The organism is Pseudomonas sp. JV241A (genome assembly GCF_900275665.1).
GTDB lineage: Bacteria > Pseudomonadota > Gammaproteobacteria > Pseudomonadales > Pseudomonadaceae > Aquipseudomonas > Aquipseudomonas wadenswilerensis.
On the sequence record NZ_OPYO01000016.1, the window covers coordinates 117,201 to 135,499 of the forward strand.

8 protein-coding genes are annotated in these 18,299 nt (G+C 67.2%); all 8 read left to right on the forward strand.

Annotation, left to right across the window (positions count from 1 at the left end):
* Positions 1–57 precede the first annotated feature (57 nt).
* The 8 genes from JV241A_RS10920 to JV241A_RS10955 all read left to right on the forward strand — a co-directional run bounded on the left by JV241A_RS10920 (position 58) and on the right by JV241A_RS10955 (position 18,287).
* Positions 58–4,380: a non-ribosomal peptide synthetase gene (locus JV241A_RS10920; RefSeq protein ID WP_134062434.1), complete on the forward strand. Its 4,323-nt coding sequence runs from the start codon at positions 58–60 to the stop codon at positions 4,378–4,380.
* Positions 4,377–9,782, forward strand: coding sequence for a non-ribosomal peptide synthetase (locus tag JV241A_RS10925; RefSeq protein WP_134062436.1), 5,406 nt, complete (start codon positions 4,377–4,379; stop codon positions 9,780–9,782). Before JV241A_RS10920 ends, JV241A_RS10925 begins: the two co-directional genes overlap by 4 nt.
* Positions 9,779–10,816, forward strand: a complete 1,038-nt coding sequence (locus JV241A_RS10930; protein WP_134062438.1) for a Gfo/Idh/MocA family oxidoreductase — start codon at positions 9,779–9,781, stop codon at positions 10,814–10,816. The genes JV241A_RS10925 and JV241A_RS10930 overlap by 4 nt, the downstream gene beginning before the upstream one ends.
* Positions 10,813–12,552 (forward strand): ABC transporter ATP-binding protein, encoded by a 1,740-nt coding sequence (locus tag JV241A_RS10935; RefSeq protein WP_134062440.1) that lies wholly within the window; start codon positions 10,813–10,815, stop codon positions 12,550–12,552. The genes JV241A_RS10930 and JV241A_RS10935 overlap by 4 nt, the downstream gene beginning before the upstream one ends.
* The gene (locus tag JV241A_RS10940) at positions 12,549–14,246 is read left to right on the forward strand and encodes an ABC transporter ATP-binding protein (RefSeq protein WP_134062442.1); all 1,698 of its coding nucleotides are present in this window, start codon (positions 12,549–12,551) and stop codon (positions 14,244–14,246) included. Before JV241A_RS10935 ends, JV241A_RS10940 begins: the two co-directional genes overlap by 4 nt.
* 104 nt (positions 14,247–14,350) lie before the next feature.
* Entirely contained in the window at positions 14,351–16,507 is a 2,157-nt protein-coding gene (locus tag JV241A_RS10945; protein WP_205125910.1) for a TonB-dependent siderophore receptor, read from the forward strand.
* Positions 16,507–16,788: a hypothetical protein gene (locus JV241A_RS10950; protein WP_134062444.1), complete on the forward strand. Its 282-nt coding sequence runs from the start codon at positions 16,507–16,509 to the stop codon at positions 16,786–16,788. Before JV241A_RS10945 ends, JV241A_RS10950 begins: the two co-directional genes overlap by 1 nt.
* On the forward strand, positions 16,785–18,287 hold the full coding sequence (locus tag JV241A_RS10955; RefSeq protein ID WP_166675680.1) for a PepSY-associated TM helix domain-containing protein: 1,503 nt from the start codon (positions 16,785–16,787) through the stop codon (positions 18,285–18,287). The genes JV241A_RS10950 and JV241A_RS10955 overlap by 4 nt, the downstream gene beginning before the upstream one ends.
* The last annotated feature ends 12 nt before the right edge of the window (positions 18,288–18,299 follow it).

Here is an 18,299-nt window from a genome sequence, read left to right on the forward strand (position 1 = left end):
GCTTGCATCTTTGTGAGCCGCGCAGACTTTATTTTCAAGGGTCACAGGAAGCTTTTCATGAGCGAGCTGACAACAGCAGACACCCCCCCGGCCAACCCGCTGCGCCCCTGGCTGATCGAACACCTCGCCCAGTTGCTGGGTGCCACCGTGGATGAAATCGACAGCCTGGGCGACGAGGAAAACCTGCTCGGCTGCGGGCTGGATTCGATTCGCCTGATGTATCTGCAAGAGCGCCTGCGCAGCCACGGGCTACAGGTCGATTTTGCCCGGTTGAGTGCCGAGCCGAGCGTGGCTGCCTGGCTGGCGCTGTTGCGCGGGCAAACCTTGCAACCTACGCTGGCGCCTGCCGTTGCACCTGCATCAGCAGGCGAGGAGAGCTTCGAACTCAGTGCCGTGCAACAGGCCTACTGGCTGGGCCGTGGCGCCGCTGAAGTGCTGGGCAATATCAGTTGTCACGCTTGGCTCGAGTTCGACTGCCAGGGCATCGAACCGCGACGCCTTGAAGCCGCTGTGAGCCTGGTGCAGGCCCGGCACCCGATGCTGCGGGCCAGTTTCAACGAGGGCCGCCAACGCATCCTGGCGTCGCCGACACAGCCAGTGTTTGACCATCAGGACTGGCGCCAACATTCACCACAAGCGGCGCAGCTAGCCTGGGCCGAACTGCGCCGCTGGCGCTCGCACCAATGCCTGGCGGTGGAGGCTGGGCAAGTGATGCTGGTGGGCCTGGTGCAGATGCCCGACGGCCGTGACCGGGTCTGGCTGAGTGTCGACCTGCTGGCGGTCGACGTGGAAAGCCTGCGCCTGTTGATGGCGGACCTGGGCCAGGCCTACCTGGCGCCAGCGTTGTTGCCGGCGCCGCCGACCCTGCACTTTGCCGACTATCTGAAGCGCCGTCAGCTACGCCGCGCCGAAGCTTATGCCCGTGACCGCGAGTACTGGTGCCAACGCCTGGCGCAGTTGCCCGATGGCCCGGCGCTGCCGCTGGCCTGCGCGCCCGAGTCGATCCGCGAACCGCGCTTCAGCCGCCAGGCGTTTGTCCTCAGCGGCGCGGAAGCCGAGCGCTTGCAGCGCCAGGCTACCGGCCACGGCCTGACCTTGTCCTGCGTGTTCGCCACCGCCTTCAATGCGGTGTTGGCGCGCTGGAGCGGGCAGTCGAACTTCCTGCTCAACGTGCCGTTGTTCGACCGTCACGATGATCAGCCCGGCATCGATCAGGTAATAGCCGACTTCACCACTTTGCTGCTGGTGGAGTGTCAGGACGCACCGCAATTGCCCTTCGCCGAAGCGGTGCGGCAGTTCCAGCGCAGCCTCCATGGCACCATCGACCGCTCGGCGTTTCCCGCACTGGAAGTGCTGCGCGAAGGCCGGCGCCAGGGCCATCCGCGTTCGGCGCCGGTGGTGTTTTCCAGCAACCTGAGCGAGTCGGGGTTTGTCCCGGCGAGCTTTCGCGAAGTGTTTGGCGACCTGCACGATATGCTCTCGCAAACCCCGCAGGTGTGGCTCGACCACCAGCTGTACCGGGTCGAAGACGGCCTGTTGCTGGCCTGGGACAGCATCAGTGAACTGTTCGCCGACGGCGTGCTCGAGGCGATGTTCCAGGCCTACATCGAGCTGCTGCAGCGCCTTGCCGACAGCGACTGGAGCCTGCCGCAACCGGTACTCCTGCCGCTGGCGCAACAGGCCCGGCGCGCGCGCCAGAACAGCGTCCCGGCGCTCGCCCCGGGGCGTGGCTTGCTGGAAGATTTCTTCCGCCACAGCGGGCAGCGGCCGGAAGATCTGGCGCTGATCTGCGGCGCCCAACGCTGCACCTACGGTGAACTGGCCACGCGTTCGCTACGGGTGGCCGCCGGCTTGCTGGAAGCCGGCATGCGCCAGGGCGAGGCGGTGGAAGTCTGCCTGCCGCGCGGGCTCGGGCAGATCGTCGCGGTGTTCGGCGTGCTGGCGGCCGGTGGCTGCTACGTCCCCGTCGACACCGCGCAACCGCCGGCGCGCCGTAGCCTGATCGAGTCGGCAGCGGGCATCAGCCTGGTGATTGCCGAGGCGCCGCCGACGCTTACGCCTGATAGCCCGTCGTTGCGCTGGCTGGACCTGGCGCGCCTGGAGCAGTCCGCGCCCCTGGCTGCGCCATGCGTGCAGGCGCCGCAGGCCAGCGCCTATGTGATCTACACCTCCGGCTCCACCGGCGTGCCCAAGGGGGTCGAGGTGAGTCATGGCGCGGCAATGAATACCATCGACGCGTTGCAGGCCGAGCTCGGAATCGACCGCGATGACTGCTTGCTGGCGGTGTCGGCGCTGGATTTCGACCTGTCGGTGTTCGACCTGTTCGGCGTGCTGGGGCAGGGCGCCCGCCTGGTGCTGCTGCAACCCGAGGAAACCCGCGACGCGGCGCGCTGGGCGCAATTGATCGGCGAGCACCGGGTGAGCCTGTGGAACTCGGCGCCGGCGCTGCTGGAAATGGCCCTGGGCATTGCCGCGGGCGACTGTCACTACCAGAGCCTGCGGGCGGTGTTGCTGTCGGGCGACTGGATTGCCCTGGACCTCGCCGCACGCTTGCGCCGACAGGCCACAGCGCAGTGCCGGGTGTATGGCCTGGGCGGCGCTACCGAGGCCGGGATCTGGTCGAACCTGCACAGCATCGACGAAGTGCCGGGCCACTGGACCTCGATCCCCTATGGCAAGCCCCTGGCCGGCCAGGCCTATCGGGTGGTCGATGACAGCGGTCGGGATGTGCCCGACCAGGTGGTGGGGCAATTGCTGATTGGCGGTGGCAGCCTGGCGCGAGGCTACCGCAACGATCCGCAACTGACCGCACAACGTTTTCGCAGCGACGAGCGCGGGCGCTGGTACCACACCGGGGATCGCGGGCGCTTCTGGGGCGACGGTACTATCGAGTTTCTCGGCCGTATCGACCAGCAGGTGAAGGTTCGCGGGCAACGTATCGAACTGGGCGAAATCGAGGCAGCGCTGAGCGCCCATCCGCTGATCGACAGCGCCTGCGCGGCGGTATTGCCGGGGACGGTGGCCAGCCTCGGCGCGGTGCTGGTGCTGAACGCAGCGCCGGTCAAGGTCGCCGCGGATGCATGGCAAGGCCGGTCATTACTGGACGACACGCCGCAAGCTGAAGCCCGGGTTACCGCTGAACTGCTGCAACGTCTGCTGCACGGGCAAGCGTTGCCGGCGCTGCCACTGCTGGACACCTGGCGCCAGTGGTTGCGCGGGCAACCCGCCGAGTCGCTGAGCCTCGGTGATGCATTGGCACAACTGGGCTGGCGGGAGGCCGACCTGCAGGCCATGGTCGGCGCGCTGCAGTCGCTGTTGTGCAGCGAAGGCGGCGCCACGCAGGTGCTGTTCGATCCGTTGTTGGCCCCCCAGGCCATGGCCCTCAACCTGCCGGCCGGGCGCCAGTTGCTGGATGCCATGAGCCAGGCTGTGCAGCAGCAGTGCAGTGCCCAGGCCGGGCCGCTGAGGGTCGCGGTGCTGGATGTGCGCGGCGGGCAGTTGCTCGAGCAATGGCTCGATCACCTGAGCCACTGCGACCTGCAAGTGACCCTGTTCGAAACCAGCCCCGGCCTGCTGGCTGCCACCGCCGGCAAGCGCCAGGGTGCTGCCAGCCAACTGCTGCTGGACAGCCTGTTGCCCGTTGAGCATTGCTGCCAATACGACCTGGTGATCAGCTTCGCCGCCTTGCACGGCTATGCCCAGCCCGCCGACTGCCTGAACCTGGCCCAGGCGTTGCTCAAGCCAGGCGGCCGCCTGCTGCTGGCCGAGCTGTTGCGCGATTCGCCGCTACGCCTGGTCAGCGCGGCACTGCTCGACAGCCGCACACCGGTGTTGGCCGACCCCGCGCAGATCGCGCGCATGCTCGGGCACAGCGGCTTTGCCGACCTGCACTGCCTGTGGCAGAACCCGGCGATGCTGCTGGTCAGCGCCACGGCCGCGGCCGACGCCTTGACCGGCGACAGCCTGCAGCACTGGCTGCAACAGCGCTTGCCGCAAGCGATGCGCCCCGAACACCTCTGGTGCCTGCCGCGTCTGGCGCTCAATGCCAACGCCAAGATCGACCGCAGCCGCCTGCAGGCCTGCATGACTCAGGCATTGCAACGCCGCCAGCCGGCCAGCAGCGAAGAGGGCGAGCTGAGCCCGACATTGCAACCTTTGGCCGTGTGCTGGGAGGCGGTGCTGGGACGCCCGGTGCGCAATGCCCAAGGCAGCTTTTTCAGCCTGGGTGGCGACAGCCTGCTGGCTACCCGTCTGTTGGCCAGCGTGCGCGAGCAGATGGGCGTCAGCCTGCGCATGAGTGATTTCTACCTGCAGCCGACATTGGCGGGCATGGCCGCGCTGCTGGCGAGCAGTGCTGCCATTGAGGAGGGCGTGCTATGAGCCTGGATGACCTGTTGCACATCTGCCGTGAACGCCAGATCGAACTCTGGGCCACTGAAGGCCAGTTGCGTTTTCGCGCGCCGCAAGGGGCGCTGGACCCGGCCCTGGCCGAGCGCATCCGCGCCCAGCGTGAAGCACTGATGGTCCATCTGTCGCCACGCGCGCAGTGGCGCTCGCAACCCGGGCAGGCGCTGCAACCTTTTGCCCTGAGCGCGGTGCAGGGCGCCTATGTGCTGGGGCGCAACCCGGCGTTCGACTATGGCGGCAACGCCTGCCACCTGTACGTCGAGTACCCCTGGCCGGCCAATGTCGACATCGAGCAACTGAACCAGGCCTGGAACGCCCTGGTACAGCGCCACCCGATGTTGCGCGCGGTGGTGCACGACAACAGCCGCCAGTGCGTGCAGGCCCAGGTGCCCTGGCAACGCTTGCCGCTGCATGACCTGCGCCAGGCCTCGCCGCTGGCGTTCGAAGCGCATCTGCAGCAGGTGCGCGAGCGCCTGGATCATGCCTGCCATGCCCTCGACCAATGGCCGATCCTGTTGCCGGAAGTGAGCCTGGGCGCGGAACGGGCGATCCTGCATTGTTCGGTGGATTTCACCTTGCTCGATTACGCCAGCCTGCAACTGTTGCTGGTGGAACTGACCCAGCGCTACCTGGAGCCGACGCGGCATTGGCCGGTGCTGGAGGCGACCTATCGCGACTACCTGCAGCATGAACATGAGGTGCGTGAAAGCGCCGCCTGGCAACGGGACAAGGCCTGGTGGCTGGCGCGCCTCGATAGTCTACCCGGGCGTCCGGACCTGCCCCTGAGCGATGACGCCGGGATCGCCTCGCGCCGCTTCGAGCACCACCATGGCGCATTGAGCGCGGCCCAGTGGAACGCCCTCTGTGCCCTGGCCAGCGCCCAGGGCTTAAGCGCTGCGGGCGTCACCCTGGCGGCGTTCGCCGAGGTAATCGGGCGCTGGAGCCAGAGCGCCGATTTCTGCCTGAACCTCACCGTACTCAACCGGCCGGACCTGCACCCGCAACTGGGCCAGGTGCTGGGCGACTTCACCGCCCTGAGCCTGCTGGCGGTGCACGGCGCCAGCGGCGCGAACTTTGTCCAGCGGGCGCGGCGTATCGGCGCGCAGTTGTTCGATGACCTGGATCACAGCCGCTTTACCGGGGTCGAGGTATTGCGCGAGCTGGCACGGGTCCAGGGGCGTGGCGCCGACCTGATGCCGGTGGTGTTCACCAGCGGCATTGGCAGCGTCGAGCGCCTGCTGGGGGATTGCGGACGCTTGTTGCAGCCGCCGAGCTACATGATCAGCCAGACGCCCCAGGTGTGGATCGATTGCCAGGTCAGCGACCAGTACGGTGGTTTGCAGATCGGCTGGGACGTGCGCGTCGGCGTGCTGCCGCAAGGCATGGCCGCGCAGATGTTCGACGCTTATGTCGACCTGCTGCAGCGCCTGTCCGCAGATGCGCAGCTGTGGCAAGTGCGCGGCGACATCGTGTTGACCCAACAACGGCCGCCGCGGCTCTCGGCGCACAAGGCCCTGGACCGCAACATCGCCAGCGGCTTTGCCCGCCAGGCGCTGCGCACCCCGGACGCGCCGGTGATCAGCGACCGCGCCGGGCATTACAGCTACCGTCAGGTTGCCCAGCACGCCGACGCCGTACGCGCGGCGCTGGAGGCGCTTGAGGTAGCGCCCGGCGCGCGGGTGGCGGTGATGCTGCCCAAGAGCGCCTGGCAACTGATGGCGGTGCTGGGTATCAACCAGATGGGCGCCGCCTATGTGCCCATTGATATCCGGCAACCGGCCCTGCGCCGCGAAGCCATTTTGCGTGACGCCGGGATTGCCGCCGTCATCAGCCTGGAGGCCGAGGCCTTGCCGGCGGGCCTTGAGCTGCCGCGTATCGCCATCGACAGCCTCGCCGCCGCCAGCCACTGGCCGCCGCGCGAACCGCTGGCGGTGCAAGCCGGTGACCTGGCCTACATCATCTACACCTCCGGCTCCACCGGTACGCCCAAGGGCGTGATGCTCAGCCATGGCGCGGTGGTCAACACCCTCGACGACATCAACCAGCGCTACGGCGTCAACGCCCAGGACCGGGTGCTGGGGCTGGCGGAGCTGAGTTTCGACCTGTCGGTGTATGACTTCTTCGGGGCTACGGCGGTCGGCGCGCAGGTGGTGCTGCCAGACCCCGAACGCGGCGCCGATCCCTCCCACTGGGCGCAACTGATGCGTGAGCACGGCGTGACCTTGTGGAACTCGGTGCCGGCCCAGGGCCAGATGCTGATCGATTACCTGGAGACCGAGCCGGCTGTGATTCCCGGGCCGCGTTGCGTGATGTGGTCCGGCGACTGGATCCCCACCACCTTGCCGACCCGCTGGTGGCAGCGCTGGCCCGACAGCCAGCTGTTCAGCCTGGGTGGCGCGACCGAGGCGGCCATCTGGTCGGTAGAGCATCCCATCCGTCCCGCCGACACGGCCTTGCCGAGCATCCCTTATGGCCGCGCCCTCAACGGCCAGACCCTGGAAGTGCTCGACAGCCTCGGCAGGCAATGCCCGCCGGGGGTACGCGGCGAGATTCATATCGGTGGCCTTGGCCTGGCCCTCGGCTACGCCGAAGACCCGCAGCGTACCGCCGAACGCTTCATCATCCATGCCAGCGGACGGCGCCTGTATCGTACCGGGGACCTGGGACGTTACCTGGATGAGGACGGCCTGATCGAGTTTCTCGGACGCCAGGACGATCAGGTGAAGATCCGTGGCCATCGCATCGAACTGGCGGAAATCGACGCCGGCTGGCTGGCCCATCCACAGATTGCAGCCAGCACCACGGTACTGCTGGGCGAGCGCCACGAGCGTTCGTTGTGCAGCTTTGTCACCTTGCAGGCTTCGGCCAGCGATACCCAGCGGGTGGGCGAGGAACTGGCCCGGGTTGTGGCCAAGGCGCGCGACACCCTGGAGCAGGCCGATTTCGGCCCCCGTGAGGAAATTCAGGCCGCCCTGGCGGCGCTGGACCGGGCGGCAGATGCATCGCTGCTGCACTGGCTGGCCGGCAGTGGTTTGCTGGCGTTGGCGCAGGACGTAGAGTTTGCCCCGCTGTGTCAGGCCCTGAAACTGGAGCCAGGCCAGCAACGCCTGTTGCGCCATTGGCTGACCCTGTTGACCGACAGCGGCTTTCTGCAACGCCAGGGCACGGGCTGGCGCTGCGCCGTGGACCCGGGCGAGGTCGATCAAGCAGCAGCCTGGGCGCACTTCGCTGAACGGGCGCCGGCGGGGCTTTGGCCGGTGGAACTGGTGGATTACCTGCGTGGCAGCGCAATGCGCCTGGCCGAGCAACTGGACGGCCGGCTGAGCCCGGCGAGCCTGATGTTCCCGCAAGGCTCGGCACATATTGCCGAAGCCATGTACAGCCGCGGCCTGCATGCACAGGTGCTGCACCAGGCCATGGCCGAGGCGGTGAGCGCGATTGTTGCCCGTGAAGGGCAGCGTAGCTGGCGCATTCTTGAAGTCGGTGCTGGCACTGGCGCGGCCAGTGCCTCGGTCATTCCGGCGCTGGCACCGTTGGTGGCAGCCGGTGTGCAGATCGACTACCTGTTCTCCGATGTTTCCAGCTACTTCCTCAATGCAGCACGGGAACGCTTTGCCGAGTACCCATGGGTGCGCTTCATGCACTTTGACATGAACAAGCCCGCCTGCGAGCAGGGCCTGCATGCAGGCTCGGTGGACCTTGTGCTCAGTTCCGGGGCCTTGAACAATGCCCTCGATACCCCACGCCTGCTGGCCGGCCTGCGCCAGTTGTTGCAAGCCGATGCCTGGCTGGTGATCCAGGAGCTGACCCGCGAGCACCGGGAAATCAGTATCAGCCAAAGCCTGATGATGGAGACGCCCGAGGACTTGCGCGTGGCCAACGGGCAGTTGTTCGTGCACCGGCAACAGTGGCTGGATTGGCTCAACGGTGAAGCAGGGGACCATGCCCAGGCCCTGGCTTCACCGGCCAGTGTGCTGGCGGTGCTGGGCTATGACCTGTTGGTGGCGCGGATGAAAACCGACCGGCCACTGTTGCCTGCCCAGACCTTGCTGACGTTTATTGCCGAGCGGGTGCCGCGTTACATGGTGCCGGCCCAGGTGCGAGTGCTGGACCGCCTGCCGGTGACCGCCAACGGCAAGATCGACCGCCGCGCCCTGACCACGCAGGCGCAGCAGCGCCAATTGGAACCGGTGCGCCAGGTACGGGCCGAGGTGGGTGATGAGCTGGTGCAGCGCCTGATCGGTCACTGGCAGCGAGTGCTCGACTGCAGCGACCTGTCGGCCGAGCAGGATTTCTTCGCCGCCGGTGGTGACTCGCTGCTGATCGCCCAATTGATCGCCGGCGTGCGCGAACAGGAACCCCTGGCCCGTGCGCACCCCTTCGACCGCCTGCTGCGCTGGGCCCTCAGCCAGCCGACCCCGGCCGGCCTGGCGCAGCGCCTGCGCAGCGAATCGTGCACTGAGGCGCCGGCCCCGGAACAACCGGCAACGCCCGCCCTGGATACGACCCGAGCGCCGTTGACCGGGCGCGTGCGGCTGGATGCCCTGAGCGAACTGGCCGCTGGCGAGGGCGTTGCCCGGGTGCTGGTGCATGAGGGCCTCGGCACGTTGCTGCCTTATCGCGGGTTGATCGCGGAACTGGCGGGCAGCGGCCCGCTGCTGGGGCTCGCGGTGCACGACAGCGAGGGCTACCTGCGCCTGCCTGCGCAACACGTGAATGCGACCCTCGGCAAACGCTATGCCCAGGCCTTGTGGGACAGCGGCCGGCGCAGCTTCGACCTGCTGGGCTACTGCTCCGGCGGGCTGGTGACCCTGGAACTGGCCAAGGCATTGCTGCAACTGGGGGCCGAGGTGCGCCAGGTGGACATTGTCTCCAGCTACCGCATTCCCTATCGGGTGGACGATGAGCTGCTGATTCTCTACAGCTTCGCCGCCACCCTTGGCCTGGATGCGCAGGCGCTGGGCTTGCCGTCTGCCGAACAACTGCACGCCGCACTGGCCCAGGGGCTGAAGGATTCGCCGCAGCACCTGGCCGCGGGCAGCCTGAGTGGAGTCTTGCCACATTTCGACGCAGCGCAGCTCAAGTCCCGGGTGCTGGCCGCCGCCCGTGGCATCGCCGATGAGCAGCTGTACCGGGTGTTCGCCCATTCGGTGCGGGCCAGTCACTACAGCGACAGCGCGCCTTATGTCGGCGCCGTGCGCCTGTTCGTGCCGAGCGTCAGCAACCCCTTGATCGCCAATCACCAGGCCAGCCTGCAGGCCTGGTGGCAGGCGGCATCGCTGGCGCCGCTCACCGTGCAGACCCTGCGCGGCAATCACTTCGATTGCCTGAGCGCCGGGCTCAGTCGTCACTTGCTGGAGGAACACCGTCCATGAACAACCCCGTCAAAACCCTGGTGGTGGGCTCGCGCTTCGGCCAGTTCTATGCCGCCGGTGTCGCTGCCGCCGACAACCTCGAACTGGTGGGCGTGCTGGGGCAGGGCAGTCGTCGCTCACAGGCCCTGGCCCGGCACCTGCAGGTGCCGTGTTTCGACGCCCTCGAACAGGTGCCCGACGATACCCGCCTGGCCTGCGTGGCGGTGGGCGGCGCGGCACGCGGCGAGCAGGGCCCGGCCCTGGCGCAAGCGTTGATGGTGCGTGGCATGGATGTGCTGATCGAACACCCGCTGTTGCCCCAGGAGTTGCACGAGCTGTTGCGTACTGCGGCGCGCTTGCAGCGGCGTTGCCTGCTCAACAGTTTCTATCCGCAATTGCCGTGGGTGGCGCGCTTTATCGAGCTCGGCCAGCAGTTGCATCGCCAGCAGGGGATTCGCCACATCGAGGCCAACTGCGCGGTGCAGGTCAGCTACGCGACCCTGGATTTGCTGGCGGCGCTACTGGAGTCGGTGGGGCCGTGGTCGCTGGACAATCTGGCGCCGGCGCTGTCGCCGTGGCGCGATATCAGCCTGATCATGGCTGAGGTACCGGTGTCGTTACGCGTGCTCAACGAACTGGCGGCGGCCGATGACGGGCGCATGCAGATGCTCCAGCGCATCAGCCTCGCCACCGACAGCGGCACCCTGCTGCTGGCCTCGCCCCATGGGCCGCTGCTGTGGATGCCGGCGGTGCGTGCGCCGAGCGAGGATGTGCACGGGTTGTTCGATCTGACTGGCGTCGCCTTGCCGTGTGTCGAAGTGCTGCAGGACGCCGCCACCGATTGGGGGCAGGTCTATCGCCAGGTCTGGCCACAGGCGGCGGCCAGTGCCCTGCAACCGTTGCTCGACGGCGTCGGCCTGGTGCGTCGGCAACAGCGCAGCCTGGAAGTGGTCGGGCTCTGGCAGCAGGTGACAGCGGCCATCGGCTTTCCCGAAACGCCACCCCAGGCGCTGCCGGCGGCAAGCCTGGCGCAGGCCCTGGAGGGTTGCCGATGAACTTTCTGGGGCCCGAATTGCGGGCATTGTTGCAGCCTTTTCGCGCGCGCTTGTGGCTAGCGGTGGCGGTGCAGGCCATCGCCGGGATCAGTTCGCTGGTGCCGTTGATAGCCCTGGCGCATCTGGCCGACGGCCTGCACCAGGCGCCGCCGTTGGCGCCTGGGGTGATGGGCTGGGTGCTGCTGGCGGTGTTCGGCTCGGCCCTGTGGCTGTGTGGCCAGACCCTGGCACTGCACCTCACCCACAGCGTGGATGCCGACCTGTGCAACCGCTTGCGGGTGCGCCTGGCCGAGCATCTGCAACGCTTGCCCCTGGGCTGGTTCGCGCGGCTGGGGGCCGACGGCGTCACCCGTTATGCCGAACAGGATGTGCGGGCGCTGCACCAACTGGTCGGCCATGCCCCGACCGATCTGGTCAACCTGCTGCTGATTCCTCTGGCCACCCTGAGCTACCTGCTGTGGAGCGGCAGCGGTTTGGCGCTCTGGTGCCTGCTACCACTGGGGTTGGGAGTGCTGGGTTACTGGCGGCTGGGCTCGGCCCATTACCGCGAAGATGTCGAACGGCGTAATGCTGCGATCCAGCAGTTGTTCAGCGCTTACAGTCAGTTTGCCGCGAACCTGGGACTGGTGCGCCAGTTTCCGGGTGCGGGCATCCACCGCAGCCTGCAACAGGCGGTGCACCAATTCGACCAACGCTTCAGCCACTGGGTGAGCCGCGCCGGTCATCTCGCTGCGCTGATCCAGGTGCTGCTCGGCGCACCCTGGCTGCTGGCCTGGGTGGTGCTCGGGGCTTTGCTGGCGGGACTGGCCGAGGTGGGCGCGGCGCAGTTGTGCGCCTTCCTGTTGCTGGTACGGGCCATGGCCGCACCAGTGTTGGCGATGGGGCACGGCCTCGATGCCCTCAACAGTGCGCGGGTCAGCGCGCAGCGCCTGCAGGCGGTGTTGAGTACGCCGCCGTTGGCCGAACCCGACGCGCCGCAAGTGCCCAGGGACGCCAGCGTGGAAATGCGTGAGGTGTACTTCGCCCATGGCTCGGTCCCGGTGCTGGCGGCGATCAACCTGCGCCTGGAACCGGGCACCACCACGGCGCTGGTGGGGCCGTCGGGCGCGGGCAAAAGCACCCTGGCCGGGTTGATTGCACGGTTCATGGACGTCGACAGCGGGCAGGTGCTGGTGGGCGGGGTGGATGTTCGCCAGGTCGCCAGCCAGCAACTGCAACGTCATCTGGCCCTGGTGTTCCAGCACGCCGGCGCGCTGCGTTTGTCCCTGGCGCAGAACATCGCCCTGTACCAGCCCGACTCGAGCCTGGCGCAGATTCGCCAGGCCGCGCGGGCGGCGTGCCTGGACAGCCGGATCATGGCCTTGCCCAAGGGCTACGCGAGCATCGCTGGTGACGACGTAAGGCTCTCTGGCGGCGAGCTGCAACGCCTGGCCATCGCCCGCGCGCTGCTCTCGAGCGCGCCGATCATGCTCTTGGACGAGCCGACCTCGGCGACCGATCCGCAAACCGAGCGGGCCTTGCGCACTGCCTTGCATGAGGGGGCGGCCGGGCGTACCCGGCTGATCGTTGCCCACCGGTTGCAGAGCATCTGCCATGCCGAGCAGATCCTGGTGCTGAACGAAGGCCGGATTGTGCAGCGCGGCTGTCACCAGCAGTTGCTGGCCACGGACGGCCTTTACCGTCAGTTGTGGCGTGAACAAATGTCGAGCGCCGATCAAATGGAGCCTGTGTCATGAGCGTTTTTTCGTCCCTGCGCCAACTGCCACTGCGCACCTGGCAAACCCTGCGCGGGGCCTTGATCTGGATGGTGCTGGCCGCCGTGCTCGATGGCCTGGCCGGGCTGGCACTGGTGCCGCTGATGCTGGCCTGGTTCGACCCTGCGGCTCCTGATGCGCTGCAGCCTGTGTGGCTATTGCTCGGCCTGACGCTGCTGCACGCCCTGGTCAGCTACATCGCCCAGCGTCGTGGTTACCTGGCCGGGGCGGGGCTGGCGGCGGGGCTGGTGTCGCGTCTGCTGGCGCATTTGCCACGGCTGCCGCTGGGCCGGCAACGTCATCTTGAGGACCTGGTTCGCGGGCCGGTGTTCAATAGCATGAGCATCCCGGCGCACCTGTTGGCACCGTTGATAACCGCGTTGGTCACGCCGACGGTGGTGGTCTTCGGCCTGTTCGCCATCGCGCCTCGGCTGGCGCTGCTGCTGGCGCTGGCCTACCTGCCGTTGTTCGGCCTGCTGCGCTGGGCCGGGCGGCGCAGCCTGGAGCTGGAGCAACAGCGCCAGGCGGTGGATCGTCACGCCGGGCAACTGCTGCAAGCCTTCGCCGAGCAGCAGCCGCTGATGCGCAGCAGTGCTGATGCCAGTCAGGGCCAGGTAGCCCTGCGCGAGGCCCTGCAGCAACAACATCAGGCGACCCGTTCGCTCAATCGCCGGGCACTGCCCGCCAGCCTGGGCTTTGCCAGCGCAGTGCAACTGGTGTTTTCGGCGGTGCTCGCCGGCGGGGTGCTGGCGGTGGCTGCCGGGCACTTGCCGGGGGCGCTGCTGGTGGCAGTGCTGGTCTTGCTGGTGCGCTTTGTCGAGCCGCTGTCGCAGCTGGCGCAACTGGACCAGGCCTTGCGCATGGCCTGGCAGGCCTTGGCGCAGGTGCTGGGGGTGCTGGGCGAACCAATACTGTTCAGCCCGCAACCCGGCCTGCAACCACGGGATGCCAGCCTTCAGGGCCAGGGTTTGAACAGCTACGGCGAACACGGCGAGCACCTGCTCAAGGACCTCGACCTGCACTGCGCGCCCGGCACTTTCACGGCTATTGTCGGGCCTTCGGGGGCCGGTAAAAGCACGCTGCTGGCCTTGCTTGGCCGCGGGATGGATGCCCAGGCCGGCGAAGTGCGCCTGGGCCAGGTGGACATCCGCCAGTTGAGCGAGCAGACCCTCGCCGCGCAGCTGACCCAGGTGTTCCAGGACAGCGGCCTGTTCGCCGGCAGCCTGCTGTGGAATGTCAGCATGGCGCGGCCACAGGCGACACCGGCGCAACTGCAGCAGGCCGCCGAAGCGGCTGCGCTGGATGAGGTGCTCGCCAGCCTGGCGGATGGCTGGCACAGCGAAGTCGGCCCGGGCGGTGCCTTGCTGTCGGGTGGTCAGCGCCAGCGAGTGGGCCTGGCGCGGGCGCTGCTGTCCGAAGCGCCGATCGTGTTGCTCGACGAACCCACCGCCAGTCTCGATGCGCGCAGCGAGGCGCGGGTCAATCGCAGCCTGCGGGCGTTGCGTGGCCGGCGCACACTGGTGCTGGTGTCGCACAACCCGGCGCTGGTGCGTGACGCCGATCAGATCCTGGTGCTTGAGGCCGGACGCTTGAGCGGCTGCGGCAGCCACGAACAGTTGCTCGCCACCCACCCGTGGTATGCGCAGTTCATCGAGCAGCAGCGTGTCGACGGCTAAGGGCATTGGTGCCGGGCATCAATTGAAAAAGTCACTAAATCGAAAAGTTCACCCACTCGTTTGAAGGATACTAATGAGAATTATTATCGAAATGGGGCGGGGCAATGTTATATCTGGGAGTCGCAAAGGCAGGACGGGGTGGCCAGCATCGCCGGGCGCATCTGGGGATGGTGCTGGTGCTGGGCTTGAATCCCCTGGCGCTGGCCATTGCTGCAGAGAGTGGCAGCGGGACGCTGCAGCTGGGCAACATCGAGATCACCGGCAAGGACAGCGCAAGTAGCGTGACCGCACCCGGTGTCACCACCATTGGCAAGATGCCGCTCAAGTTGCGCGAGACCCCGCAATCGGTGAGCGTGATCGACCACGAGCGTATCGAGCAACAGAACCTGTTCAGCCTCGATGAAGTGATGCAGCAGGCCACCGGGGTCACTGTGCAGCCGTTCCAGTTGCTGACCACCGCCTATTACGTGCGCGGCTTCAAGATCAACTCCTTCGAGCTCGATGGGGTGCCGGCCTTGCTCGGCGACACCGCCAGTTCACCGCAGGACATGGCGGTGTATGAACGGGTCGAGATCCTGCGCGGCTCCAACGGCCTGCTGCATGGCAGTGGCAACCCGGCAGCCACCGTCAACCTGGTGCGCAAGCGCCCGCAAAAGGACTTTGCCGCCAGCACTACCTTGAGTGGCGGTAGCTGGGACCGTTACCGCGGTGAGATCGACGTCGGCGGGCCGTTGACCGACTCCGGCAATGTGCGTGGGCGGATGGTTGCGGCCTACGAGGACCGTGACTACTTCTACGATATCGGCAAGCAGGACACCCAGCTGCTCTACGGCATCAGCGAATTCGACCTGAGCCCGGACACCCTGCTGACCCTGGGCGCGCAGTACCAGACCATCGATTCGGTGACCAACATGGCCGGCGTGCCGATGGCCAAGGATGGGTCGAGCCTGAACCTGCCGCGCTCCACTTACCTGGATGTCGACTGGGATCGCTTCAAGTGGACCACGCGCCGGGTGTTCGGCTCGCTGGAACAGCAACTGGACCACGACTGGAAAGCCAAAATCGCTGCCGAGTACCAGGACGCAGATTCCAGCCTGCGCTATGCCGGGGCCTTTGGTGCAATCGATCCGCTTACCGGCGACGGCGGGCATCTGATGGGCGCCGCATACAAGTTCGAGAGTACCCAGAAGAGCGTTGATGCATCGCTCAACGGGCCGTTTACGTTGTTCGGCCGCAGCCATGAGTTGCTGCTGGGCAGCAACTACAGCCAGGGTGAAACCGAACAGCGCATGGCGAACTTCACCACGCCGCTGAACGTGCCGGTGAACGTCTATCGCTGGGACCCGCACAGCGTGCCCAAGCCGGGTATCGGCGCCTATACCTCGCCGGGCTCGACCACGACCACGTCCAAGGGCGTCTACGCGCTGACCCGTTTCAAGCTGCTCGATCCGCTGACCCTGGTGGTCGGCGCCCGGGCCAGCTGGTGGGACCAGGACGCGCCGGGCGATCACTTCAAACCCGGGCGCGAGATCACCCCCTACGGCGGGCTGATCTGGGACTTCGCCCAGGACTGGTCGTGGTACGCCAGCTATGCCGAAGTCTTCCAGCCGCAGACCGGGCAGACCTGGAGCGGTGAACTGCTCAAGCCGGTGGAAGGCAAGACCTATGAGACCGGGATCAAGGGCGAGTTGCTGGAGGGGCGCCTGAACGTTTCCCTGGCAGCGTTTCGCATCGACCTGGAAAACAATCCGCAGGTTGACCCCGAACACCCAGGTGCCGGGCCAAACACCTATTACATCAGCGGCGGCAAGGTGCGCAGCCAGGGCTTCGAGCTGGAAAGTACCGGCTACATCACCCCGGACTGGAGCCTGTTCGCCGGCTATACCTACACCACCACCGAGTACCTCAAAGACACCCGCAGCACTTCGGGCGACCGCTATGCCGAGTTCACTCCCCGGCACATGCTGCGACTCTGGAGCCAGTACGAGCTGCCGTGGCAGGACCGGCGCTGGAGTGTTGGTGCCGGGGTGCAGGCGCAAAGTGATTTCTCTGCGCAATCGGGCGCCGTGTCGATGGAGCAGGGCGGTTATGCGTTGCTCAACGCGCGGGTTGCCTATCGCATCGACGAGCACTGGACGGCCTCGCTCAATGGCAACAACCTGGCCGACCGCAAGTACTACCAGAGCCTGTCCACCCCCAACTGGAACAACCGCTACGGTGAGCCGCGCAGCCTCAACATGACCCTGCGAGGCACGTTCTGATGGCAACCCCCGGCCTCGGGCCATGGCCACTGCGCATCTGGCTTGCACTGGCCGGCAGTGTGCTGAGCAGCCTGCAACTGGCGGTGCTGCTGGCCCGGCACTATCCCTGGGGCGGCGGGCTTGAGCGGCTCTACGCCGGGATTTTTCTCGGCTTGGGCTTTCTCGTGACGGTGCTGCTGTGGGCGCTACTGGCGCCAGATCGCCAGCGTGTGGTCTATCGCTCCGGCGTCTGGCTGTTGCTGTTCACCCCATGGCTGTTGTGGGAAGGGACCCGGACATGATGGGGGCACCGCGGGCGCTGGTGCAGCGCGTGCATTCCGGCGCTGGAGGCGTGTTTGGCCTGCTGCTGTTCGTGATTCTGCTCAGCGGGGCCTGGAGCATGGCCCATGAAGACTTGCGCACCTGGTTTCGCGGCCCGGCAGCCTTGGCACCAGGGCCAACACTGCCCCTGACGCAGTGGCTGGAGGTGGCGAGCCGGCATGGCCTGGCGCCGGAGGCGTTGCACATCCGCTTGCCCGATGGTCAGCGTGCGGTGGTTGAACTATGCGCTTCAGCCAACCAGTGCACTCTGGAACTGGACCCGGCCACTGGCCGGGAGTTGGCGCCGGTAAATGCAGCCGACATCCTCTTCAACCTGCACAAGAGCCTGTTTAGCGGGTTCCCCGGGCGGATCCTGATCAGCCTGCTGGGCGTGGTGTTGTTGCTGATGATCTGGGCGGGCAGCGCGCTGCACAGCGGGCGTTTGCAGGACCTCAAGCGCTTGCGCCGCGACCGCGGCCTGCGGGTGCTGGCCCATGACCTGCACAGCCTGATCGGCCGCTGGGCCGGGCCGTGGCTGCTGTTGTTCGGGGTCACCGGGGCGCTGTCCGGCCTCGGCGCCCTCGGCACGGTGGCCCTGGCTGGGCAGGCGTTTCCCGGGGCCCCGCAGCAAGCGTTCATGCAGTTGCTCGGCGCCCCGCCGCAGGTCGAGCCGCAGGCCGCCACGACCCAGGCGCTCGATCTCGATCAACTGCTGCACAACGACGCGGCGGCGCACCCAGGCTTTGCCGCCCAGAGCGTCACGCTGCATCGCTGGGGTGAACCCGGGGCCTGGGTGGAAGTGGCCGGCATCGAGCAGGGGCTGCCCAGTACCGCCGTGTTCGAGCGGCATGCCTACCGCGGCGATGACGGCCAGCCCCTGGGCACCAGCAGCGCGAGTGGGCGTGGGTTCTGGTTGCAGGCGTTCATTGCGGTGCAGCCGCTGCACTTTGCCGACTATCGCTGGCTGCCCCACGCGGGGCCGCTGTTGCGCGCGGTGCATTTCGGCATGGCATTGGCGGCGGCGGTGCTGGTCCTCAGCGGCCTGTACCTGTGGCTGGAGCGCCGGCGGCTCAAGGCAGGCGCGGGTTGGCAAGTGCTGCTGCGAATGGTCGTCGGTGGCGGCGGCGGGCTGCTGGCTGCCAGCGCTGTACTGCTGTGCGCCGGAGCGCTGGCCAATCTGGGGCTGTTGCCGCCCAGCGTGCTGCCGGGGTGCTTCTGGGGCAGCTGGACCGCCAGCCTGCTGCTGGCGGCGCTCATGCCGCCTCAGCGGCAACCGTTGCGCCTGCTGTTGAGCGTGGCCGGCCTGGCTTACCTGAGCGCCGGCGCCTTGCACCTGGCTGGCAGCCTGGTGCACGCCAACCTGGTCGTCTGGCCGATCGACCTGGTGCTGCTGCTCGGTGGCGCCAGTGCCCTGTGGGCGGTGCGCCGCCTGACTCTTTTTACGCGTATGGCACGGGCTGCCGACGCCAACGCTGTTTGATTGGAGACTCAA

What these genes read in the sequence shown, in the direction of transcription:
- JV241A_RS10920 (WP_134062434.1), top strand. Translation starts at nt 58, where the DNA reads ATGAGCGAGCTGACAACAGCAGACACCCCCCCGGCCAACCCGCTGCGC.
- JV241A_RS10925 (WP_134062436.1), top strand. Translation starts at nt 4,377, where the DNA reads ATGAGCCTGGATGACCTGTTGCACATCTGCCGTGAACGCCAGATCGAA.
- JV241A_RS10930 (WP_134062438.1), top strand. Translation starts at nt 9,779, where the DNA reads ATGAACAACCCCGTCAAAACCCTGGTGGTGGGCTCGCGCTTCGGCCAG.
- JV241A_RS10935 (WP_134062440.1), top strand. Translation starts at nt 10,813, where the DNA reads ATGAACTTTCTGGGGCCCGAATTGCGGGCATTGTTGCAGCCTTTTCGC.
- JV241A_RS10940 (WP_134062442.1), top strand. Translation starts at nt 12,549, where the DNA reads ATGAGCGTTTTTTCGTCCCTGCGCCAACTGCCACTGCGCACCTGGCAA.
- JV241A_RS10945 (WP_205125910.1), top strand. Translation starts at nt 14,351, where the DNA reads ATGTTATATCTGGGAGTCGCAAAGGCAGGACGGGGTGGCCAGCATCGC.
- JV241A_RS10950 (WP_134062444.1), top strand. Translation starts at nt 16,507, where the DNA reads ATGGCAACCCCCGGCCTCGGGCCATGGCCACTGCGCATCTGGCTTGCA.
- JV241A_RS10955 (WP_166675680.1), top strand. Translation starts at nt 16,785, where the DNA reads ATGATGGGGGCACCGCGGGCGCTGGTGCAGCGCGTGCATTCCGGCGCT.